The following is an 18,170-nucleotide window of genomic DNA, read 5'->3' as shown; positions in this document are numbered from 1 at the left end:
CTGGTTTGAGGCGAAACTCGCTATCATCCGCCCCGCCATCCGCACCTATCTGACTAATCCACTTTACAGGCTACCGGCAACTGCGTAACTCCTAAATTTTTTAAAAAACACCTTCGCCATGTTTGAATAGCCGCTTGCTGGTTGGAGTTATCCACAGGCTGAGGTGCCCCTACAGGTGTTTATAGGTATATATAGGGTAATACAGGGATGACAGAAAACGCTTTAATTTTCAATAACTTATATTAACTTTTTGTGAGTATATATGCGTAAAAGTGTGAGTATATATGCGTAACTTGTGAGTATATATGCGTAAAAGTGTGAGTATATATGCGTAACTTGTGAGTATATATGCGTAACCAAACTCCCTGCCTGTGGATAACTTTTCCGCTGGTTTCCCTTACGAGGCTGATCTATTCTCTGCTTAGGGTTCAAGTTAGAAAAAGTTTGAGAAGGCCATGAAAGACAGGAAGCTAGACGACCCATTCGTTGCTGAGCTACTAGCTATCGATATGGAAGATGCCCAGCGGGCTGGTACAGTTGGGTTCATTTCACGAGCACTTACCCAAGCTACTCTACCCCATCGCCCAATTGCAGGAGGCGAGTTTACAAGGCGTAACGGGAATTTTACTCTTTCTATCATGTCCCCAAGCATCATAGGACTTCCCTATGGGAATATTCCTAGATTGCTGGTTTCCTGGGTTACCTCTGAAGCCGTCCGTGTTCATTCCCCTGAGCTTGAACTAGGGCCATCGCTATCACATTTCATGCGTGAGCTTGGAATGGTACCTACTGGAGGAAGGTGGGGAAGCGTAACTAGACTTCGCGATCAGATGAATCGCCTTTTTGCCTCCTCCATCACATGCTTTTACGAAGACAAACATAGAATGGGGATGTATGGTGTAAAGATCGTAACTGAAGCGCACTTGTGGTGGGACCCAAAATCACCAGGCCAAATACCTCTGTGGAAATCTTCTCTTAAGTTAGGCGCTGATTTTTATAATGAAATTATAAATAACCCTATCCCAGTTGATATGCGAGCACTTAAGCTCTTGAAGCGCTCTCCAATGGCCTTAGATATTTACTGCTGGCTAACTTACCGAATGTCTTATTTGCGTAAATCCACAGAGATTCCCTGGCCAGTTTTGGAAATGCAGTTTGGAGCAGATTATCAAAGAACCATAGATTTTAAGATTAACTTCCTCAAGCAACTTCAAGCTGTTCTTTTGGTTTATCCTGAAGCCAATGTTGAAGAGCGGGATCGTGGGCTTTTGCTAAAGCCAAGTAAACCCCATGTGGCCCAAGTATTTAAGCCGCCTTTGCAAGGTACAGCTCCACAACGCCTTGACCGTACGCCCTTCCCTACTCCATTTGTCGAAGAGCTTCCTATTATTGAAACACACCCCGTAGTTTCCCCTGCACTTAGTCTGGTTTCTTCAGGCTTTCCTCAAAGACTTCCAAATGTAGTTGATAGCTCAGTAATTCGCCTTTCAACGGAAACCTACGAAAAAGCAAAGAAGGTTGCTCCTGGATGGGATGTTTATTTTCTTGAACAGGAGTGGCGTGAATGGATTACTGGTAAAGAACGCCCAAAGAACCCTGATGCTGCATTTATCGGGTTTTGTAAGCAAAGATTTCAAAAGAAAGGAAGGCCATAAGTCTTTACAATATGCTTTACATATATAAAGCACATTGTAAGTCTAACTTGCAAATAAAAATGAAATTATGATGTAAATATTTTTACTTGAGTAATTCCCTATCCGAATCAAGATAGAGAGTATCTGGGCAAATATCTTGTTCATGAGGCCACACAATCGTACCATCTAAAACTTCTACTTTCTTAAAATAATTTTTATCCTTAAGCTCCCTAAAAACACCAAAATCTAATAAACCAGAGCAGTCATAAACACCGTGCTCACCATTAGTAAAAGTAAGTTTCAACTTATAATCATCGGTTGCTACTACTCTGCTAATCCTTGGATTCACTTCTCTTACCTCAAAGGGTCGATTTTATAAGGTTGTTGTCCGGCAACTGCAAGCTCCCAATTCGCAATAAGTTCATCCTTGTGTAACTCTATCCATGCTTGAAGAAGTTTCATTTTTACACTTGGAATATCACCTTCAAGGATATAGCCATCTGGAATAGAAAGAATTACTTCATATTCTTGGTATTTTGCATGAAGAATGTGGGGTGCTATGCTCCTTGTTATCTATGAAATACATATAAATAACAATTCCATAAAACATTGATATCGATGGCATGTTATCTTTTTAAGTTTAGGAGTTACGCAGTTGAATATCTAAGGATCTGATTTTAAATGAAATCAGCTTGTGCCATGCACAATCATGATTCTTTACGGATCAATGGCTTATGATTTCAACTGCGTAACTCCTAAAGTTATAAAATATGTTTATAAATAAACTATCAAACTGAATATTTACAATGTGCTTTACAAATATAAAGCACTTCCCTTCTCTACCAAGCCTCCCGAATCATCTTAAGTAGCTTTTCTGTATTGGTTTTTTCTCCAAGAATAATCAAACCTTTGATCACAGCAGTTTCACTAATCTGCCGTTCACTTTCTTTGTTTACGGCTTCGGTAAGTTTCTGTAAGCGCATTATATCGACTCCTGTCAGCCGAAAATTCTTTAGCTTTGGTTTTTGTCTTCCTTTTAGCTCAGTTGCGGGTTGCTTTTCCTCAAGAGACTTATCTTGTACGGCTCTAGCTAGCTTGGTGACACCAGTAAGTTTCTTAGCCATGTGTTAGTACCTCCTGAGTTAAAGCCAAGAAGTCTTGGGTACCGTTTCCCTTTGGATCAAAAGTAAATACTGGTTCATTATTAATCTGAGCTTGATTCAGAGCTTCGGTTTTCCGAATGACAGTCTTAAGCACGTTATCAGAGAACGGTTCTAGCTGAGTTTCAATAAATTGATTTGTTTGCTTATTTCTCCCATCGTAGGAGTTTCTTAAGATAAGGTATTTGTAGGAATCACTTTCTTTAACCTCAGCAATTGATGAAAAGAGGTCTGCTATACCGTCAAGAGAATACTTTCCGTAAGTTGTTGGAATGATAATCTGGTCGGCGGTATAGATAGCGTTAATCGTTAAAACACCCAAATTCGGCGGGCAATCAATTAAAATGATGTCAAATTCAGAAGTAATTTTCTTTAGATGATTATATAGAAGCTTTTCACGGTGAGTTCTAACCGTAATTTGTTCGGCAGTGGTAGCTAAGCGAATATTTGAAGGGATAATAAATAAATTATCTGCCTTTTCGCCGCCTACGATAGCTGGCCGGATAAGCTGATGAAGGTTCAGGGAGCGGTCAGTGAAGATTTCCTTGGTCGTTGGTTCTTTTGGAATCTCTGGGCAATAAATCACGCTTGCGTGAGCCTGGGGGTCAAGGTCAATAAGAAGCGTGCGCTTGCCTGCTTGGGCTAGGCCGTAGGCAAGGTTGACTGAAATGGTTGACTTCCCTACCCCGCCCTTCTGATTAAGAATTGCGTAGATCATTTTTAAGTAATCCTTAAAATATTCCAATATATTAGATACTACTATTTAAAATTGTAAAGCACAAATTACTTATAATATGCTTTCAATAATCTTTATTATTATAAAGCATTCATGCTTGCTCTTTTGATAGAAAATAATCTACACAACATCCCCTCGACTTCGTGCATAACTCTATTGTGACTTTATTTTCTTAACGTCTGAAACTGGGTGTAGATAGAGGTTTTTAGCTTCATTTTAGTATCCCGTACTGGGAACAGCCGTGCAGAACAGGTTTTGCTCGGCTGTTTCCAGCCTAGGGGTAAAAGCAATGAAGCCCATGTTGATGATTCAAGACGCATCTGGAGAATATCGGGTAGCAAGCTCTGAAGAAATTCTAAGTGCTGCTAAAGGAGTAATTGCAAGAAGATTTAGGCATGGTGAGAGCATTACATGTGTAAAGACGTGCTTTGAATTCTTCACGCAGAAATTGGCCCTTCAACAAAGGGAAGTTTTTGCAGCATTATTCTTAAACGAGAAGCATCGTATCCTCGGTTACGAGGAGTTGTTTTTTGGAACGATTAATTCAGCGCCGATCTTCCCACGGATTTTGGCCCAGAAGGCCCTTACATATAATGCTGCGGCCTTGGTGGTAGCTCATAATCACCCTTCGGGTGTTCCAGAACCAAGTGAGAGCGATAAGAAAATTACCACTCGGATTATTGAGGCGCTTGCCTTGATAGATGTGCGGTTGATTGATCATATCGTGGTAGGGGATGGTAACTGCGTTTCTTTTGCTGAATGCGGGTTTATATAAATTTACGGCTGAAGGAGAGACTCCTTCAGCCGTAATTATTTTGGTTAGTATCTACACCTATTTCTCTAAATATTATAATAGGTTATGTTATAAATTATAAAGCTAATAAGCTTTATAAATATATATAAAAAATGCTATATATTTTGCTTTTATAGCATTCATCGAAAAAAAGCTTAATTCTTACAAATTAAACCTTACCTAGGTGTAGAAGGCTTGTCACTTTCAAGTGAAAGTTCTTTTCTTAAAGGTTCAGTATGCATTTCATACAGTGCTTCAGCCAGAACTTTGATAGTGACAATTAATTGAGCTGGATTCATTTTAAGAGCTTCTTCCCTAGCGTGGCCTTCAGTTTCTTTAGCTTGTCTTTTGTATTCGTCAGCGCTTAGGCTGTGGGTAGGCCAACCGGTCTCTTCTATTTGATAATGAAGTATACTGCTATAGTGAACCAAATCGCCACAGTGGCTAAATATTGAATCGGCTCTATCAATGAATTCTTCGCTTAAATCTGAAGCTTGAAAAGATTTTTCTCCTTGAGTAATACTTCCAGGCTGATTTGTCGCCTCAGCATAGCTTTCTAAACTTTTAGAAGGCGTGAAGTGTAAGTCACGCTCAACAGGTAACCCAAGCTTACCACGTATATTTTTAAGCTCAGTAATACTCACATAACCTAGTTCGGGAAATCCTAAGCCCAAATCACAAAGGCCAAAGGCAATATCTGGGTCATCTGGGTCAAGCTCCGATAAGAGCCAAGTGCAATTAGCATCTGGCGTAAAGAGCTTAACCACTGGCCAGTGGTTACCAGTATGGTTAGCTTTTGTTTTTTCTCCATTTTCTAGCATTTTCTTTCTTTGTTCTTCAGTGATTAGTTCCATGTTTCCTCATTTTAGGGTTTTAAGGTGAATTCAATTCACCTTCTGCCTGTCTGGCGAAGACTGGGGAGGCAAACGCAGAGGTCAAAAGGAGGGGAGGGGAATCACCCGACTTGCACAAGCGGAGCGCGGAAAGTAGGGGATACCCTTCCTTTTTGGCCTTGCGTGCGCTAGGGGCAAAAGCTCCTTAGGAAGGGGCGTTACGGGGTGTCCCCGTAGAAGGGGGTGTGCTGAAAACGGGAACCGGTTGAAGCCAGGGGGAAGGCTTTCCCCTGGCAGTATGCTCTTATGGTAAAGCTAAGAATCTTTATACTTTGCTTTATAAATAGCTTTATCTTACGCTTGCCGGTAGATTAAATGAATGAAATCAGGTGGCTAATAATATTGGCTTAATACCAAAATATATTATATATTGGTATTATAAAGCCTGAATAGGAGATATTATGCAAAAAAATACTAGCGTTACCCTTGGTTCTCACTTTGAGGATTTCATAACTAAGCAAATTTCTGAAGGCCGCTATGGTTCAGCAAGCGAGGCAATTAGAGCGGGGTTAAGGCTTCTAGAGGAGCATGAAATCAAGCTTTCAGCTTTGCGCTTGGCCCTTAAGGAAGGCGAAGAAAGTGGCAGGGCCGACTACTCCTTAAAAAGTTTATTAGATGAACTGAATTAGGAGTTACGCAGTTGAAATTCTAAGTGATTGATTAATGGAAAATTTCGGTTGTCTACCGCACAAGTCGATTTCTTTTAAAATCAGAGTGTTAGAGATCCAACTGCGTAACTCCTATGAATAATGAAAGCACGAATTAATGTCATCTTTCTATCTAACGAATGCGGCAAAGTCGGACTTAAAAGAAATCGGCAACTACACCCAAAGAGAATGGGGTAGGGCGCAAAGAGATCAGTACTTGACGATGCTAGATGGTTATTTTCACGATTTAGCATCTAACCCCTTAATCGGTCGGGATTGTAGCGAGGTTCGAGCGGGCTACCGTAAACTCAGCGCGGGTAGTCACCTAATTTTTTATCGTCCAGTCAAAGAAGGCGTTATCGAGATAGTGCGTATTCTTCATGCTCGTATGGATACTGATCGGCATCTTTAAGGGTCATCAATTACCACGCTAGGCTTGGTTTTTGCGAAGAAACCCCTACCAAGGTGTAAGCCCTGGTAGGGAAACAGGTTTAAGCAGCGTGTTCAAGCAGGTGAGGTTGGAGCTTGTTGAGGTAGTCAACCGCTTCACTTGCCTTTGAGGCAGCGGTGAAGATGGCCCGTTTATCGTTCTTCAAGACGCGAAGCCAGATAGCGATGTAAGCCGCGTGGTCGGCCCTCGGCTCCAAGGAGATATTCAAGTCAGCACAGAGAAAAGCTGCGCCAAGCTCCGCTACTAGCTCCTCCATTGCATAACCGGATTCGCCAAAGCGGTTATTTAGCTCACGATTAACTCGGCTTTGATGGCCTGTCCAGTGAGTAAGCTCATGAAGTAGAATGGAATAATAGCTTTCGGTGGCGCTACTTGTATGAGAACCACGAAAGAGTTGCCAGCTTGGCACGTAGATCGTGTCTTGAAACCGTTTGTAGCAAGCGCAAGTGCCCACTTCTTTGATATTGGCCTTGGTTGCGGCAATGAAGGATTCGGCTTCCTCAAACACTCGAATCTTATCGGTAGTCGGAGTTGGATTAGAGGCGTTCCAGCCATGAACTTGGTCAGCGTTAAAAACCCAACTCGTAGTGGCGATAAAGGAAAAGTTTGGTTTTGTTTCCTCGGTCTGGTTTTCAGGCTGTTCAAAGCCTTTGAAGAACACCACGGGGGCAGCGTGCTCCCCTTTGCGCACTTGTGCGCCACACGCTTTCCACTGATTGTAAGTGCCCCAGAGATTACTTGAATAATCGTGCTCTAGCTGTGCAACCCAGAGGGAAACAGTATTAATCCCTCGATAACTATTACCGGTTGCTACGTTCTTGGGCCTCCTTTGATTTGGGCCTTTATGCCAAGGCATTTCAAATTTGGAAGCTCCCGCTTCGATAGCGGCAATTACTCGGTCTGTAATCTGTTGATAGATGTTTTGGTTTGATTGATTCGTTTTCATAATAACTCCTTTAATTGTTTCGACCGCCCCATGCGGCCTTTACAGGCTTAAAAAGCAGGCGGTTTAGTATCTCTGCACCGTAGGCCGAAACAGCGTGAAGGATGGTTTGCAAGCAGTTTTTTGGAGCGAAGCGTCCGCGAGGAATGTGTTTACACAGGGGAAAAAAGTGAGTGGCAATACCGTTGCAGACGATACTTACGCCTGCAAGAAAGCCGGTTAATAAAGGGCGTTTGGGGATAGGTGAAAAATTTAAGGAGAAGTAAAAAACGCAAGCAAACTATAAACTAAGCTGATTACTCGATTGCTGCATCGAGGGAGTTCATTCATACCTTGGAAGAAAGCAAAGCAACTTTGGCCTAAGATGGAGGGCCTACTTGAAGAGGGTAAATACTGACCTCAAGGCATAGTAGAGATTATCGTAACTCAATAGGGGCATACACAGTGAAAGAGCGGCAGTAAAGGGGATAAGCCTGAGCTTCAATGGCGAGACTAAAACCAACCGAGAAAAACCCTTAAGCCAAATAAGTTGGGGTTCCTGACCGTAGAGAGCGCTACCTAATCCAAGCGGTAAGATTTGTTTGAGTAAGGTGAGCCTGCCGCACAGCTTTGAAATATGGGCAGTTCGCTACATCATCAGTCAAGACACTATGCCATGCTGGAGCCTGGTTACTCATCAGTAGCAACCACCGAAGATTTCTCCCTCTCATGAGCGCCTGGTAGGCTATCAAAGTTGGGTGTGAGCTTGTTTTTGGCGTATGCGGTCTAAGGAAGAAGAGTAGGAAGGTAGCAAGCGGTTTTTTGCTAACTCAATGATTCCCTTGGAGAGGGCGCTTAGCGGTTTACTAGCTGGCTTGCTGCTTGATGGATGATAGGCTTCAGAAAGCTGCGAAGGGAAGAGAAGCACCTAGCAAGCTCTCGACGACTTAAAGATGCTTAAATATGTACTTCGTACCAGGGCTTACGCCTTGGTAGGGAAGTCAGAAGTCGTCTTTATAGGGTGTGCTAAACGAGCGAAAAATCGAGCGCGCTCGTTTAGTGAGGAAATTGGATATTTAGCTTGCCTAAATGGATACAATTGGATATTTGTGGACAAGAAACAATCAGCTCAAGATTCCTGATGAAACTCGCCTCCCTCAAAATTACCCCTGAAATGCTCCGGCTGATTGCCGAAATTGACGAATTCAAAGGCGGCTGGAAGGCGATGACGGCCCTTGCCCCTGAACGGTTAGCGGTGCTTAGGCGAGTTGCCACCATTGAAAGCATCGGGTCGTCAACGCGCATTGAGGGGGCAAAGCTGTCTGACCGTGAGGTAGAAGCGCTCTTAGGGCGGCTTGGTCAAACCCATTTTGTCAGTCGGGATGAAGAGGAAGTGGCGGGCTATGCGGAAGTGATGGAGACTGTTTTTGCCAATCACGCGCTGATTCCCCTTACAGAAAACTACATCAAGCAGCTTCACGCGACCTTGTTACGGCACGCAAATAAGGATGAGCGCCATCGAGGCGATTACAAAAAGCTCCCCAATCACGTTGAAGCCTTCGGGCCAGCGGGGGAAAGCCTGGGGATCATCTTCGCTACGGCCTCACCCTTTGAGACGCCGCTTAGGATGCAAGAGCTTTTAGCCTGGACACGGGAATCGTTAGCCGATGCCAGCCTGCATCCGCTCCTCGTGATGGGCCTCTTTATTGTGGAATTTCTGGCGATCCACCCTTTCCAGGATGGAAACGGGCGGCTTTCTCGTGTGCTCACCACATTGTTGTTACTGCAATCGGGTTATAGCTATACGCCGTTTAGCTCGCTTGAAAGCATCATCGAGCGAAGTAAGGACAGTTACTATTTGGCCTTGCGGCGAACGCAAGGAACGCTCACAAGCGATGCGCCCGACTGGGAACCGTGGCTACTCTTTTTCCTTCGCGCCCTCAAGCAGCAAAAAGACCGTCTTGCCGCTAAACTCGCTCAAGATGCCCGCATGGAAGGCTTGCACCCTGACGCCTTGGCGATTCTTGAACAGGTGCGGGCCGATGGACGCATGACCACCAGTCAAGCGGAAAAACTGACGAACGCACCCCGGCCAACGGTAAAGGTGCGTCTTGCCGAGTTGGTAAAACGCGGGCTACTTGTGCGCTACGGACAGGGTAGAGGCGCTTGGTATGGGCTACCTGCGAAGCAGGAGAATAGAGCAGATTGAAACAAGACCCCTTAGAGTTCACCCTTAAACGCTTTATCGAGAATGGAGGGGAGTAGGGCGTCAATTTTGGCGGTGGTTTGAGATTGGAGTGTTCTGAAATCGTCTATTTTAGATCGTATATGTTCTAATTTGTTTAGAATCCTTTTTTGAGCTGGAAGTGAAGGCTTAAAAACTGGAAAAGCCTTAAGCTGACGCTGATTTATCGATGCGAGATTCGTAGTCTGTTTGGATGCTGCTTGAAAATATGTTTTGCCAGTGGGTGAACCGATAACTGCTGCAAGGAACTCAGGGTAAAACTCATTTGTATTAACTCGAAGACGAAATATGTGATTTTGGTGGATACAGTTTTTTATTTGGCCTCTCCATATCGTTCCTCTGCCAAGCTTATCCAAATCACCGCCCTCTGTAAGAAGTAAATCACCAAATTTTAATTTCCATTTATCTACTTCACTCTCTAGTAAACTGACTTCCTTAATTATCGAGAGATCAAGATATCCATCTTGAACATTAGCAACTCTTAGGTAAGGTAAACTTACAGTTTTTCCTGTTAAAGGTCGTCCGAGTGTAATACCAGATCTTATCTCTGCAATATCTCCTAACAAATAGGTAGGTGATTTTAATAATTCATCATTACTAAATATAGCATTAGTATAAGCTGCTAAGAAAAAACTTATATTCAATTTTAATTGCCGCCGTAATTCTTTTGCCTCCTCAATCTTCCCCGCCAGTCGCTCAATTTTGGCTATAATTCGTTGCTGTTCTGCTAGAGGGGGGAGTGGGATTTTAATACTGAGTAACTGTCTTTCATTTAAGCGATTTCTACTTGTAGGGGTAGCGCCATAACTTAACCCTAGAGCTTCTTTCCAAATCGGTTCTTGACCGAAATACCACCTCAGATACTGTGAATGAATTTTTTCTCTATTTACACGAAAACAAGGAAACTCATTTTACACAAAGCAGCCATCATCTTCTTTAGTTGCAATAGCAAACGATCCTTTCCAGGCAAAAAGACGATTATATACAAAATCTCCTTCATGGATACAGTAAAGAGAAGATGCTTTAATTTGTGATCCATATTTAGTGTCTTTTATATACAAACCTTTGGCATACCAACGCGCACCAAGCATTTTATATTCACGATCTGCTGCAATTATGACTTGTCTTTTCTCTGCTTGTAGCACCTCCCCCAACTTCACCAGCGGCCAGCCCTTACTCATATCTCCGCCCTCCCCAGCTCGGCCTTGATCTCCTCCATCAATTCCAAAATCCGTCGCTCTTTCTTGATGATGTCCTCGGCCAGTTGCTCAGGGGGTAAATGCTCCAGGGTCTCGGCGTTGTTGGGGTTCTTGATGTCCAGATTGACCGATTGTAGAGTTCCCTCAGGGTTGTACTTGAGCACATCGCTTGCAGAAACCTTCCAAGCTTGTTCGTTTTCTTCCCGCATTTCCTGCTTCCACCAGGCAATGCACTCCGCAAACTCTTCAAACCTTATCGGCTGGGTCTTGGTGTAGTTCTTGCGCCCTTCCGGTAGCGGAATTTCGTAGTACCAAATGGCTTCAGTCGGCCTGCTACGGTCAAAAAATAACAGGTTGGTTGGAATGCTGGTGTAAGGCGCAAAAACGCCGTTCGGCAAGCGAAGAATGGTATGAAGGTTAAACTCCTTTACAAGCTGCTCTTTGATGCGAGCGCATACGCCGTCACCAAAAAGGGTGCCATTTGGTACCACCACAGCGGCCCGTCCACCGGTCGATTTTCCGCCAGGGCGCTTGAGCTTGCGCATGATGAGTTGCAGAAACAGCAGCGCGGTTTCTGAAGTCTGCATATCGTCTGGGAAATTACCCTGAATGCCTTTTTCTTCCTCCCCACCAAAGGATGGGTTGGTGAGAATCACCTCCACCCGATCCTTATCGCCGATTTCGCGCAAGGGAAAGCGCAGGCTGTTTCCTGAATCGATCTTCGGGTTATCAAGACCATGCAGCAGCAGATTCATTTGAGCAAGCAAATAGGGAAGGGATTTGGCCTCGCCGCCCTGGATGCTGCGTTCCTGCAAGGTTTCACGGTCTTTGACGGTCTTGGTCTGGGCTTGCAGATGGCTAAACGCCTCAACCAGAAAACCACCGGTGCCGCAAGCGGGGTCAAGCACGGTTTCCCCAAGCTGGGGATTGACGACTTCGACCATAAAGCGAATCACGGCGCGGGGGGTGTAGAACTCGCCAGAATCGCCTGCGGTATCCCGCATTTCCTTCAACATGGATTCGTAGAGATGTCCCAAGGTGTGCATTTCTTCGGTAGCGTTGAAGTGGATGCCGTTCACCTTGTCAATCACATCGCGCAGCAGATAGCCGTTAATCATTCGGTTCTGCACCCCTTTGAAGACGGTGGCGATCACGTCGCGCCGGTCACCACCGTTAGCCCCTTGCAAACCGCGCAAATAAGCAAAAAGACCGGCTCCCCGCTGACCGTTTGGGCGCATCACTTCATCATTATTAATAAAAGCGATTAGCTCCTCGCCGGTAATGCCACCTTCCTTCGCAGCCCAGTCCCGCCAGCGGTAGGGCTTTTCAATCGCCGGTCGAAACGGTTTACCGGCTAAAACGGCCTGGGTTTCCCGCACCTGCTCCAGGTCATCGAGAAACTTGAGAAACATAATCCAAGTCAGCATCGGCAAGCGATCCAGATCGCCATTTAAGCCCTTGTCCTTGCGCATGATGTCGCGTGCGGACTTGATCAGGCTGCCCAATTGCTGAACGGTGGTGGTAGGCGTGGTGGGTTTCTTGGCCGTGGGCGGGGTATTGATCTTTTTCTGTCGAGCCATGAGGAATTAAGGTTTATGAGCGGTTGTTGTTACATCGCATAGATGAGTATTTGGAGCTGGTCTACCGCCTCCTTGAGCGGCAGCGGGCCACCAAAGAGGTTTGCAATCTCCATCACGTTGCCATACTGCGAAATGGGGGGAATTTGCAAGGCGTGGGGAATGGTCAGTTGTTCTGGCCCATGCTCGGCGTATTGATTGAGTAAGCTATCCAAAATAGCGCGGGCCTTCTCGCCATACTGAGCAAAGAACGCTTGCTCCTGCCCCTTGACCCGTGCGGCGCGTTCCCGACGGGTACGCACCGGTGTATTGAAAGCGACATGGCAGAGTAGATCAAGCGGATCGGCTTCTGGCTGCTCGGCGGCTTCCGCTAAGGCTTCAAAGGTAACGCCTTGTTCCTCTAAAGAACGCAAGAGTTCTTCACGGCTCAGGGGATTAGCCCATTGGTCTTGCAGATCATTAGCAGAGCGAAAGAGCGTTCTAACTTTACTTGCGGTGTAATCAGTATATTGGATGGTGCGAAGTTGCTTGCCGTCTGCATCAAGTTCTAAGACTTGATGGCCAATCACTTGTACCAGACCACCGTCTACATAATATTTGCGTGGCTGGCTTGGCTCGTCTTCCTCGCCAGTGGGCGGGGGGTTCTCGCCCTCATCCCCATAAATCGCGGGTGGCTCGTTAATTTCGCCCTCCGAAATGGTGTTGCCCTCTCCATCGATTACGATATCTTCAGAAAAATCGGGGAAGCCATCAAAGTTTGGATCGGCAAATTGCTTGGTGGCAGAACCGGTATAGTCCAAGATGTTGAAATAGAGCTTGCCGTAATCTTCCCGAATTCGGGTGCCGCGTCCGATGATTTGCTTAAACTCGCTCATCGAGTTGATGACTCGGACAATAACCACGTTTTTGCAGGTTGGCGCGTCTACGCCAGTAGTCAATAGTTGCGAGGTGGTGAGGATAACCGGTGCGATGGTTTCAAGCTCCTGGAAGCGGCTTAAGTGTCCGCGCCCAATGCCGCCTTCATCAGCCGTCACGCGGGCCACATAGTTTGGATACTGCTTGACCAAATCAGGATTCAGGTTAGCAATGGCCCGGCGCATCTCATCGGCATGTTCCTGATCGACGCAAAAAACGATGGTTTTTGCAAAGCGATCTGTGCGCTTCATGAAGTCCGTCAAGTGGCGGGAAATGGCGTCTGTTCGCGCTTTTAGGGCAATGAGCCGCTCAAAATCCTCGGTGCGATACTCCCCATCGGGGATTTCTCGTCCGTAGCGATCCCGCTCACCCTGGGTGGGTCGCCAGCCTGCCGCGTCTACTGTGGTAATGACGCGATGAACGCGATAAGGCGCAAGAAAGCCGTCTTCGATGCCTTGACTTAAGCTGTAGATGTAAAGCGGTTTACCAAAATAGTGGTAGGTATCGCGGTTATCTTCCCGCAAAGGGGTTGCGGTCATCCCCAACTGATAGGCCGGTTCAAAATATTCAAGGATTTCCCGCCAATTACTTTCATCGCGGGCGCTGCCTCGATGACATTCATCGACGACAATCAAATCAAAGAAGTTGGGCGGATACTGCCTATAAAGCCCTGGGCGGCGTTCGTCCTTGGCGAGCGCTTGATAAATGGCAAAGTACATTTCCCGACCTTTACTGATTTCGCCACCCTCGATCTTGAATCGCGCCTCGCCAAAGGGTGCAAAGGTCTTGTCCTTAGGGTCATCCACCAAGATATTGCGGTCAGCTAGAAAGAGAATCCGGGGCTTGCGGTGCTCGCCCGTGGTGTTCCAGCGGGCATTCCAGAGCTTCCAGCAAATTTGAAAGGCCACTACGGTCTTACCGGTGCCAGTCGCCATCGTGAGTAAGCAGCGTCGCTTCCCCTGCAACAGCGCTTGCACGGTGCGATTGATGGCGATTTCCTGGTAGTAGCGTGGCTTGATGCCGATGAGGTAGGCTGGGGTAAGGAGTTGTTCTGCCACGGGATCAGTCAGGCCCTCCGCCGTTTTGAGCCGCTGCCAAAGCGTATCGGGGGTAGGAAACTCAGCGAGCCTGCTTTCTTGACCGGTGATGTAGTCAAACTCCAAGATTTCATGGCCGTTTGTGGCATAGGCAAACTTAAGACCTAGCACTTCGGCGTAGTCCTTCGCCTGCTGCATCCCCGTTCCCACTGCTTCACCCTCTGATTTTGCCTCGACGACCGCAATCATAAAGTCGCGGGTGTAGTGCAGAAGGTAGTCAGCCCGCTTCTTCTCGCCGCGTCGGGGTTTACCGCTTGCGGTTAAAACCCGCCCATCGGTAAAGACTCTCTGTTCGGCCAGACTATGTGGGGAAGTATCCCATCCTACTGCTTGGAGCTTGGGAGTGACGTAAACACGGCAAGTATCGGCTTCGTTAAGGGGCATGAAAATTTCTTAATATATATGTAGAGATAAATTAAAAACCATATTTATCTTTTCTTAATTTGAACGCTTCTTGGCCACCTTCCATAACTTTAGTTATTTCTTCCCTGACTTCTGGTATATCAATTGCACCTTCAATCTTAATATGCCCGCTGGATTGCTCTCCAGCTGTTCGATAATCGCAACACACAACAAGTTCCGCATCACCATTAACTACTAAGTTGGCATTATGACTAGAAAAAATGAGCTGGCGGTTTAATTTTGCTTTCCAAATTTGTTCAACTATCTTAATGATGATTTGGCTATCGAGATCATCTTCAGGCTGATCGATTATTAATGGAGGGCCACCTTGATTTAAGAGAACCCATAATAATGCAGTTGCTTGTTGGCCTGCGGATGCATCTTCAAATGGTATGTACTCTTGTTCTCTTGATTTATACTCAAATTTTGGAAAGCTTTCTATTGGTGTTAGGGCAATATTAATCCAATCTTGCGGCTTAATCTTATTAGAAACCTTTTGTATGTCTTGATTACTAAAATAAGACTTAAGATTGATTAACTTAGAGTATTCAGATTCTGATTTTACTCCTTCATAAGAAATAATGCTTTCTAGTTCTCTTAAGACATACCGCCATTTCTCAAAAATATTATCTGACTCTCTAACACTTGAAACGATATCTTCAACCTTACTGATTCTAACATTGGAGCCTTTGATTACACCTTGAAAAACCTCAAGCACGTTAGAAAAATTATTATTGGTTAATAATGTTGCTCGAATCATTCCATCTGATAGAGTTGTTAACTCATTACATTGCTCTAAAAGTATTTTATTAATATATTCTCCATGCTCAAACCATTGATCAAACAATTCATCAAACTGATCCCCTGCCATTTTTAGTGGCTCTAACTTAGTTTCTATACTAGAACGTTCTAGCTGCAAAACCTTAATTTTTTCATCAATAGACTCGATCTCTGTGAGGGTGGATTGATGTATAGCAGAACGCTCTTTTGCTTGAATATAGCTTTGATCAAAGATATCATGAGCATCATTAATTTTTTTGAATTTTTCGGTAATGGTTGAGTCTGATTTAAGGACTTGTTCGAGAATATTACTCGCACTGTCAATAGCCTGCTTTGATTTCTTATATGCTAGTATCAAATCAGATAACAAGGAATTAACCAACTCTTTATTAACCAGCTCAACAGACTCAACGTCTTTGGGATGATTCGAGAATTTAAATGCTAATTCACTAATAGAATTATTTATAGAACCCAGATCATCTTTCCATTGTTGGCAAATTAATTTTTCTCTATCTATAGAAGATTTTTGTCGAATGGTAATATCATCATCTTTCAATAATCCTGTTATTTTCTTTTTTAAATTTTCAGATTGCTCTAATAGAGAAGTAATATCTTTTGTAATTTTTTCCTTGTCCTTATTTAATGTTTTTAATCTTTCTCTATTCCCATAAGCCTGGCGAATTTTTTGCTCCAAGTCTTTTCTGTCTCGATCTATTCGATTTATTTTCTCTTGGACAGGTTTTTGAATAAAATGAAGAAGTTGTTCCTTCTTTACACTAACACTACTAAGTTGTTTTTGACTATATGACTGGATTGGAAGTATTGAACATATTTGTTCGATAGTTGCTTTCTCAAACTCACCCTCCCCTATTTTCAATAGGAGGTCATTACCTGAATCAAACCTTCTTACAGTATGCTTAACATCATTTTTTATAAATCCTACTTGTATATTTGACTTCAAATCGAGAAGAGTATTTTTAATAAGTTTCTCGCGTTTAGATTGGTAGTCAATAGTCTCATCATCATTCATTGATATTGGATTTTCATCACATAAAGCCCACCTTAAGTACTCTAAAATTGAGGATTTTCCAGTACCTCTTCCTCCAATTAGAGTATTAAGCTGTCTATTAAATTTTAGATTTAAAGGTCCTAAAAATTTTGAATTAGAAACGCTAATTTCCGTAATATAAGATTGTGGTAAATGAGGGAATTTTTGTGTAAGCCTCGATTTATCTGCTAGACATGCTTGTCTTAAAGCTTCAGCAGTCGGCTTTGCCCATTTCACCCAAGTTGTATTTTTTCCTAAGTCAGCATGATCTTCTCGGCGATTGTCGGATGTTTGGAAAATCGCAATTTTCTTATTACCATATTCTTTATTACGCCCTTCTATAATTTCAGTGTTTCCTCTACCGTGCTGCGATAAATCCCCATCAACATATCCTCCAACGCAGGGCATTGACTTGTATTCAGCTGCAAACCCACTCCTTAAGAGTGTTGAGTTCCCACTCTCACTTAAATTAGGGAAAATAATATATTTCCCTCTTAGATATTCATGTTTGTCTAAATTTTCCTTTATTTCCATTATAGTTCTTATGGGCTGTCTAATAGTTTTAATGGTTCGTGAATCAGTAGGGTCAGATACAGTAATAGCTAATGCTGTTAGAACTAACGAAAACATATCATCTGGAAAATCAGCATCGAAAATAATTATAGCTTGACATGGGACACTAAGAGTTAACTCTATACCAGGAAAGACAATGATCCGCTCTTGTTCTGGGATAAGAAGTCCGTTCTCATCAGTTTCTTCTATCGCTTCTTGACGTATATATTTAGCAAAAAACATATCGTGATGATCTGTTATAGCTATTGCCTGTATCTTTTTATCCCTACAAGCTTTGATTAGAGCTTGAGAATAATTTTTCCTTTCTTCATCTGTAATAAATTCTTGACCGACCCACCTTCTATCTCTAGGTGTATGAACTTGAAAATCACACTGATGAAAGTGCGCTCCTTTATCCATTTTGCACTCCTAAAATAAAAAATTTAGCAAATCTGAAGGTTAATTATAAAAACTTTACCAAGGTAGAGATTCGTAATAACTTTTAACACTGACATAAATACGATCAAAATCTGGAAGAGGTTCGTCGATTTCTTGTGCTAATGAAGCATATTCCTCTTTGGATAATCAAGTTCCTTCTGGGCTTCTAAATACTCCTGGTGGTAAAATCGGGTTCTCAAAAATTGTTCCATTTACGTCATAAGCAAAATAAAGGGTGTTATAAATAACAACTACAGTTACCAAGAAGCCTACCAATAGTGCGAGGGTTATATAGAATTCTGTATTAATCTTGCTAATTGAGAAATCAGCGAGAGAAAATTGAGCTATAAAGATGATGATATAAAAGATAGGGGTTGATAGAGCGGATAAGCAACCGCTTCCAAGCTTATTTGGAGTGACTTCACTAAAATCAAAATGTACGGCTTGATATCTTGCGTAAGTAAACCAACTCACTAATGCATCGCGGTAAAGTCGAATTTTTCCTCGTATATTTTTTAGACCGGTAGCAAAATAAAACATACAAAATGTATATAAAAGCGTAATCCAAATAAAGCTCTTAAAGCCATCCGATTACCCACAATTTTCAACATGCTGTAATATATTGATATTTTGACGAGGTCGTGATGAGTTGGGTAGTCCGGGAACTGGGGATGTGGAATT

15 protein-coding genes and 3 pseudogenes are annotated in these 18,170 nt (G+C 43.6%); 5 read left to right on the top strand and 13 right to left on the bottom strand.

Annotated elements, in window-relative coordinates; translation table 11 throughout:
- The first annotated feature begins 455 nt into the window (after window positions 1–455).
- Window positions 456–1,655: a replication protein RepA gene (locus tag BN873_RS10540; protein WP_071244137.1), complete on the top strand. Its 1,200-nt coding sequence runs from the start codon at window positions 456–458 to the stop codon at window positions 1,653–1,655.
- 82 nt (window positions 1,656–1,737) lie between these two features.
- Here BN873_RS10540 and BN873_RS19475 read toward each other — a convergent pair whose 3' ends face one another.
- The 4 genes and pseudogenes from BN873_RS19475 to BN873_RS10530 all read right to left on the bottom strand — a co-directional run bounded on the left by BN873_RS19475 (window position 1,738) and on the right by BN873_RS10530 (window position 3,512).
- Window positions 1,738–1,983: a DUF2442 domain-containing protein gene (locus BN873_RS19475; RefSeq protein ID WP_082161217.1), complete on the bottom strand. Its 246-nt coding sequence runs from the start codon at window positions 1,981–1,983 to the stop codon at window positions 1,738–1,740.
- A 5-nt stretch (window positions 1,984–1,988) separates the two neighbouring features.
- A pseudogene (locus BN873_RS19470) lies at window positions 1,989–2,259 on the bottom strand (DUF4160 domain-containing protein).
- 214 nt (window positions 2,260–2,473) lie between these two features.
- Window positions 2,474–2,758, bottom strand: coding sequence for a hypothetical protein (locus tag BN873_RS10535; protein WP_048673554.1), 285 nt, complete (start codon window positions 2,756–2,758; stop codon window positions 2,474–2,476).
- On the bottom strand, window positions 2,751–3,512 hold the full coding sequence (locus BN873_RS10530) for a ParA family protein (protein WP_048673553.1): 762 nt from the start codon (window positions 3,510–3,512) through the stop codon (window positions 2,751–2,753). Before BN873_RS10530 ends, BN873_RS10535 begins: the two co-directional genes overlap by 8 nt.
- 307 nt (window positions 3,513–3,819) lie before the next feature.
- Between BN873_RS10530 and BN873_RS10525 the strand changes: the two genes are divergently transcribed.
- Window positions 3,820–4,305, top strand: coding sequence for a JAB domain-containing protein (locus BN873_RS10525; protein WP_048673552.1), 486 nt, complete (start codon window positions 3,820–3,822; stop codon window positions 4,303–4,305).
- A 536-nt stretch (window positions 4,306–4,841) separates the two neighbouring features.
- On the opposite strand, the pseudogene BN873_RS21350 reads toward BN873_RS10525, so the two are convergent.
- Window positions 4,842–5,177 (bottom strand): annotated as a pseudogene (locus BN873_RS21350) (DUF2958 domain-containing protein); the annotation flags it as partial.
- Window positions 5,178–5,617: 440 nt separating this feature from the next.
- On the opposite strand from BN873_RS21350, the gene BN873_RS10515 reads away from it, so the two are divergent.
- On the top strand, window positions 5,618–5,845 hold the full coding sequence (locus BN873_RS10515; RefSeq protein WP_048673551.1) for a type II toxin-antitoxin system ParD family antitoxin: 228 nt from the start codon (window positions 5,618–5,620) through the stop codon (window positions 5,843–5,845).
- Window positions 5,846–5,981: 136 nt separating this feature from the next.
- Entirely contained in the window at window positions 5,982–6,275 is a 294-nt protein-coding gene (locus BN873_RS19460) for a type II toxin-antitoxin system RelE/ParE family toxin (protein ID WP_082161216.1), read from the top strand.
- A 79-nt stretch (window positions 6,276–6,354) separates the two neighbouring features.
- On the opposite strand, the gene BN873_RS10510 is transcribed toward BN873_RS19460, so the two are convergent.
- Window positions 6,355–7,260, bottom strand: coding sequence for an ArdC family protein (locus BN873_RS10510; protein WP_048673550.1), 906 nt, complete (start codon window positions 7,258–7,260; stop codon window positions 6,355–6,357).
- Window positions 7,261–8,377: 1,117 nt separating this feature from the next.
- Between BN873_RS10510 and BN873_RS10505 the strand changes: the two genes are divergently transcribed.
- Window positions 8,378–9,445 carry a Fic family protein gene (locus BN873_RS10505; protein ID WP_171820454.1) on the top strand — a complete coding sequence of 356 codons (1,068 nt, stop codon included), beginning with the start codon at window positions 8,378–8,380 and terminating at the stop codon, window positions 9,443–9,445.
- A gap of 11 nt (window positions 9,446–9,456) precedes the next feature.
- Here BN873_RS10505 and BN873_RS19455 read toward each other — a convergent pair whose 3' ends face one another.
- From BN873_RS19455 to BN873_RS20080, 7 genes and pseudogenes are all read right to left on the bottom strand, one after another.
- Complete coding sequence (locus tag BN873_RS19455) at window positions 9,457–10,125, bottom strand: restriction endonuclease subunit S (protein WP_082161215.1); 669 nt, start codon at window positions 10,123–10,125, stop codon at window positions 9,457–9,459.
- Window positions 10,126–10,143: 18 nt separating this feature from the next.
- Window positions 10,144–10,314, bottom strand: a pseudogene (locus BN873_RS21345) (restriction endonuclease subunit S); the annotation flags it as partial.
- A 78-nt stretch (window positions 10,315–10,392) separates the two neighbouring features.
- Window positions 10,393–10,662: a hypothetical protein gene (locus BN873_RS10500; protein ID WP_048673549.1), complete on the bottom strand. Its 270-nt coding sequence runs from the start codon at window positions 10,660–10,662 to the stop codon at window positions 10,393–10,395.
- Window positions 10,659–12,260 (bottom strand): class I SAM-dependent DNA methyltransferase, encoded by a 1,602-nt coding sequence (locus BN873_RS10495; protein ID WP_048673548.1) that lies wholly within the window; start codon window positions 12,258–12,260, stop codon window positions 10,659–10,661. Before BN873_RS10495 ends, BN873_RS10500 begins: the two co-directional genes overlap by 4 nt.
- Before the next feature lie 29 nt (window positions 12,261–12,289).
- The gene (hsdR, locus tag BN873_RS10490; protein ID WP_048673547.1) at window positions 12,290–14,653 is read right to left on the bottom strand and encodes an EcoAI/FtnUII family type I restriction enzme subunit R; all 2,364 of its coding nucleotides are present in this window, start codon (window positions 14,651–14,653) and stop codon (window positions 12,290–12,292) included.
- A gap of 31 nt (window positions 14,654–14,684) precedes the next feature.
- Window positions 14,685–17,471 (bottom strand): TrlF family AAA-like ATPase, encoded by a 2,787-nt coding sequence (locus tag BN873_RS19080; protein WP_071244133.1) that lies wholly within the window; start codon window positions 17,469–17,471, stop codon window positions 14,685–14,687.
- Window positions 17,472–17,636: 165 nt separating this feature from the next.
- On the bottom strand, window positions 17,637–18,029 hold the full coding sequence (locus BN873_RS20080; protein ID WP_139031688.1) for a hypothetical protein: 393 nt from the start codon (window positions 18,027–18,029) through the stop codon (window positions 17,637–17,639).
- Window positions 18,030–18,170: the final 141 nt, after the last annotated feature.

The sequence above is a fragment of the Candidatus Competibacter denitrificans Run_A_D11 genome (assembly GCF_001051235.1).
Classification (GTDB): domain Bacteria; phylum Pseudomonadota; class Gammaproteobacteria; order Competibacterales; family Competibacteraceae; genus Competibacter_A; species Competibacter_A denitrificans.
This window is presented reverse-complemented; position numbering and strand designations above follow the sequence as displayed.

What these genes read in the sequence shown, in the direction of transcription:
- BN873_RS10525 (WP_048673552.1), top strand. Translation starts at nt 3,820, where the DNA reads ATGAAGCCCATGTTGATGATTCAAGACGCATCTGGAGAATATCGGGTA.
- BN873_RS19460 (WP_082161216.1), top strand. Translation starts at nt 5,982, where the DNA reads ATGTCATCTTTCTATCTAACGAATGCGGCAAAGTCGGACTTAAAAGAA.
- BN873_RS10495 (WP_048673548.1), bottom strand. Translation starts at nt 12,260, where the DNA reads ATGGCTCGACAGAAAAAGATCAATACCCCGCCCACGGCCAAGAAACCC.
- BN873_RS20080 (WP_139031688.1), bottom strand. Translation starts at nt 18,029, where the DNA reads ATGTTTTATTTTGCTACCGGTCTAAAAAATATACGAGGAAAAATTCGA.
- BN873_RS10515 (WP_048673551.1), top strand. Translation starts at nt 5,618, where the DNA reads ATGCAAAAAAATACTAGCGTTACCCTTGGTTCTCACTTTGAGGATTTC.
- BN873_RS10535 (WP_048673554.1), bottom strand. Translation starts at nt 2,758, where the DNA reads ATGGCTAAGAAACTTACTGGTGTCACCAAGCTAGCTAGAGCCGTACAA.
- BN873_RS10540 (WP_071244137.1), top strand. Translation starts at nt 456, where the DNA reads ATGAAAGACAGGAAGCTAGACGACCCATTCGTTGCTGAGCTACTAGCT.
- BN873_RS10500 (WP_048673549.1), bottom strand. Translation starts at nt 10,662, where the DNA reads ATGAGTAAGGGCTGGCCGCTGGTGAAGTTGGGGGAGGTGCTACAAGCA.
- BN873_RS19080 (WP_071244133.1), bottom strand. Translation starts at nt 17,471, where the DNA reads ATGGATAAAGGAGCGCACTTTCATCAGTGTGATTTTCAAGTTCATACA.
- BN873_RS10530 (WP_048673553.1), bottom strand. Translation starts at nt 3,512, where the DNA reads ATGATCTACGCAATTCTTAATCAGAAGGGCGGGGTAGGGAAGTCAACC.
- hsdR (WP_048673547.1), bottom strand. Translation starts at nt 14,653, where the DNA reads ATGCCCCTTAACGAAGCCGATACTTGCCGTGTTTACGTCACTCCCAAG.
- BN873_RS10510 (WP_048673550.1), bottom strand. Translation starts at nt 7,260, where the DNA reads ATGAAAACGAATCAATCAAACCAAAACATCTATCAACAGATTACAGAC.
- BN873_RS10505 (WP_171820454.1), top strand. Translation starts at nt 8,378, where the DNA reads ATGAAACTCGCCTCCCTCAAAATTACCCCTGAAATGCTCCGGCTGATT.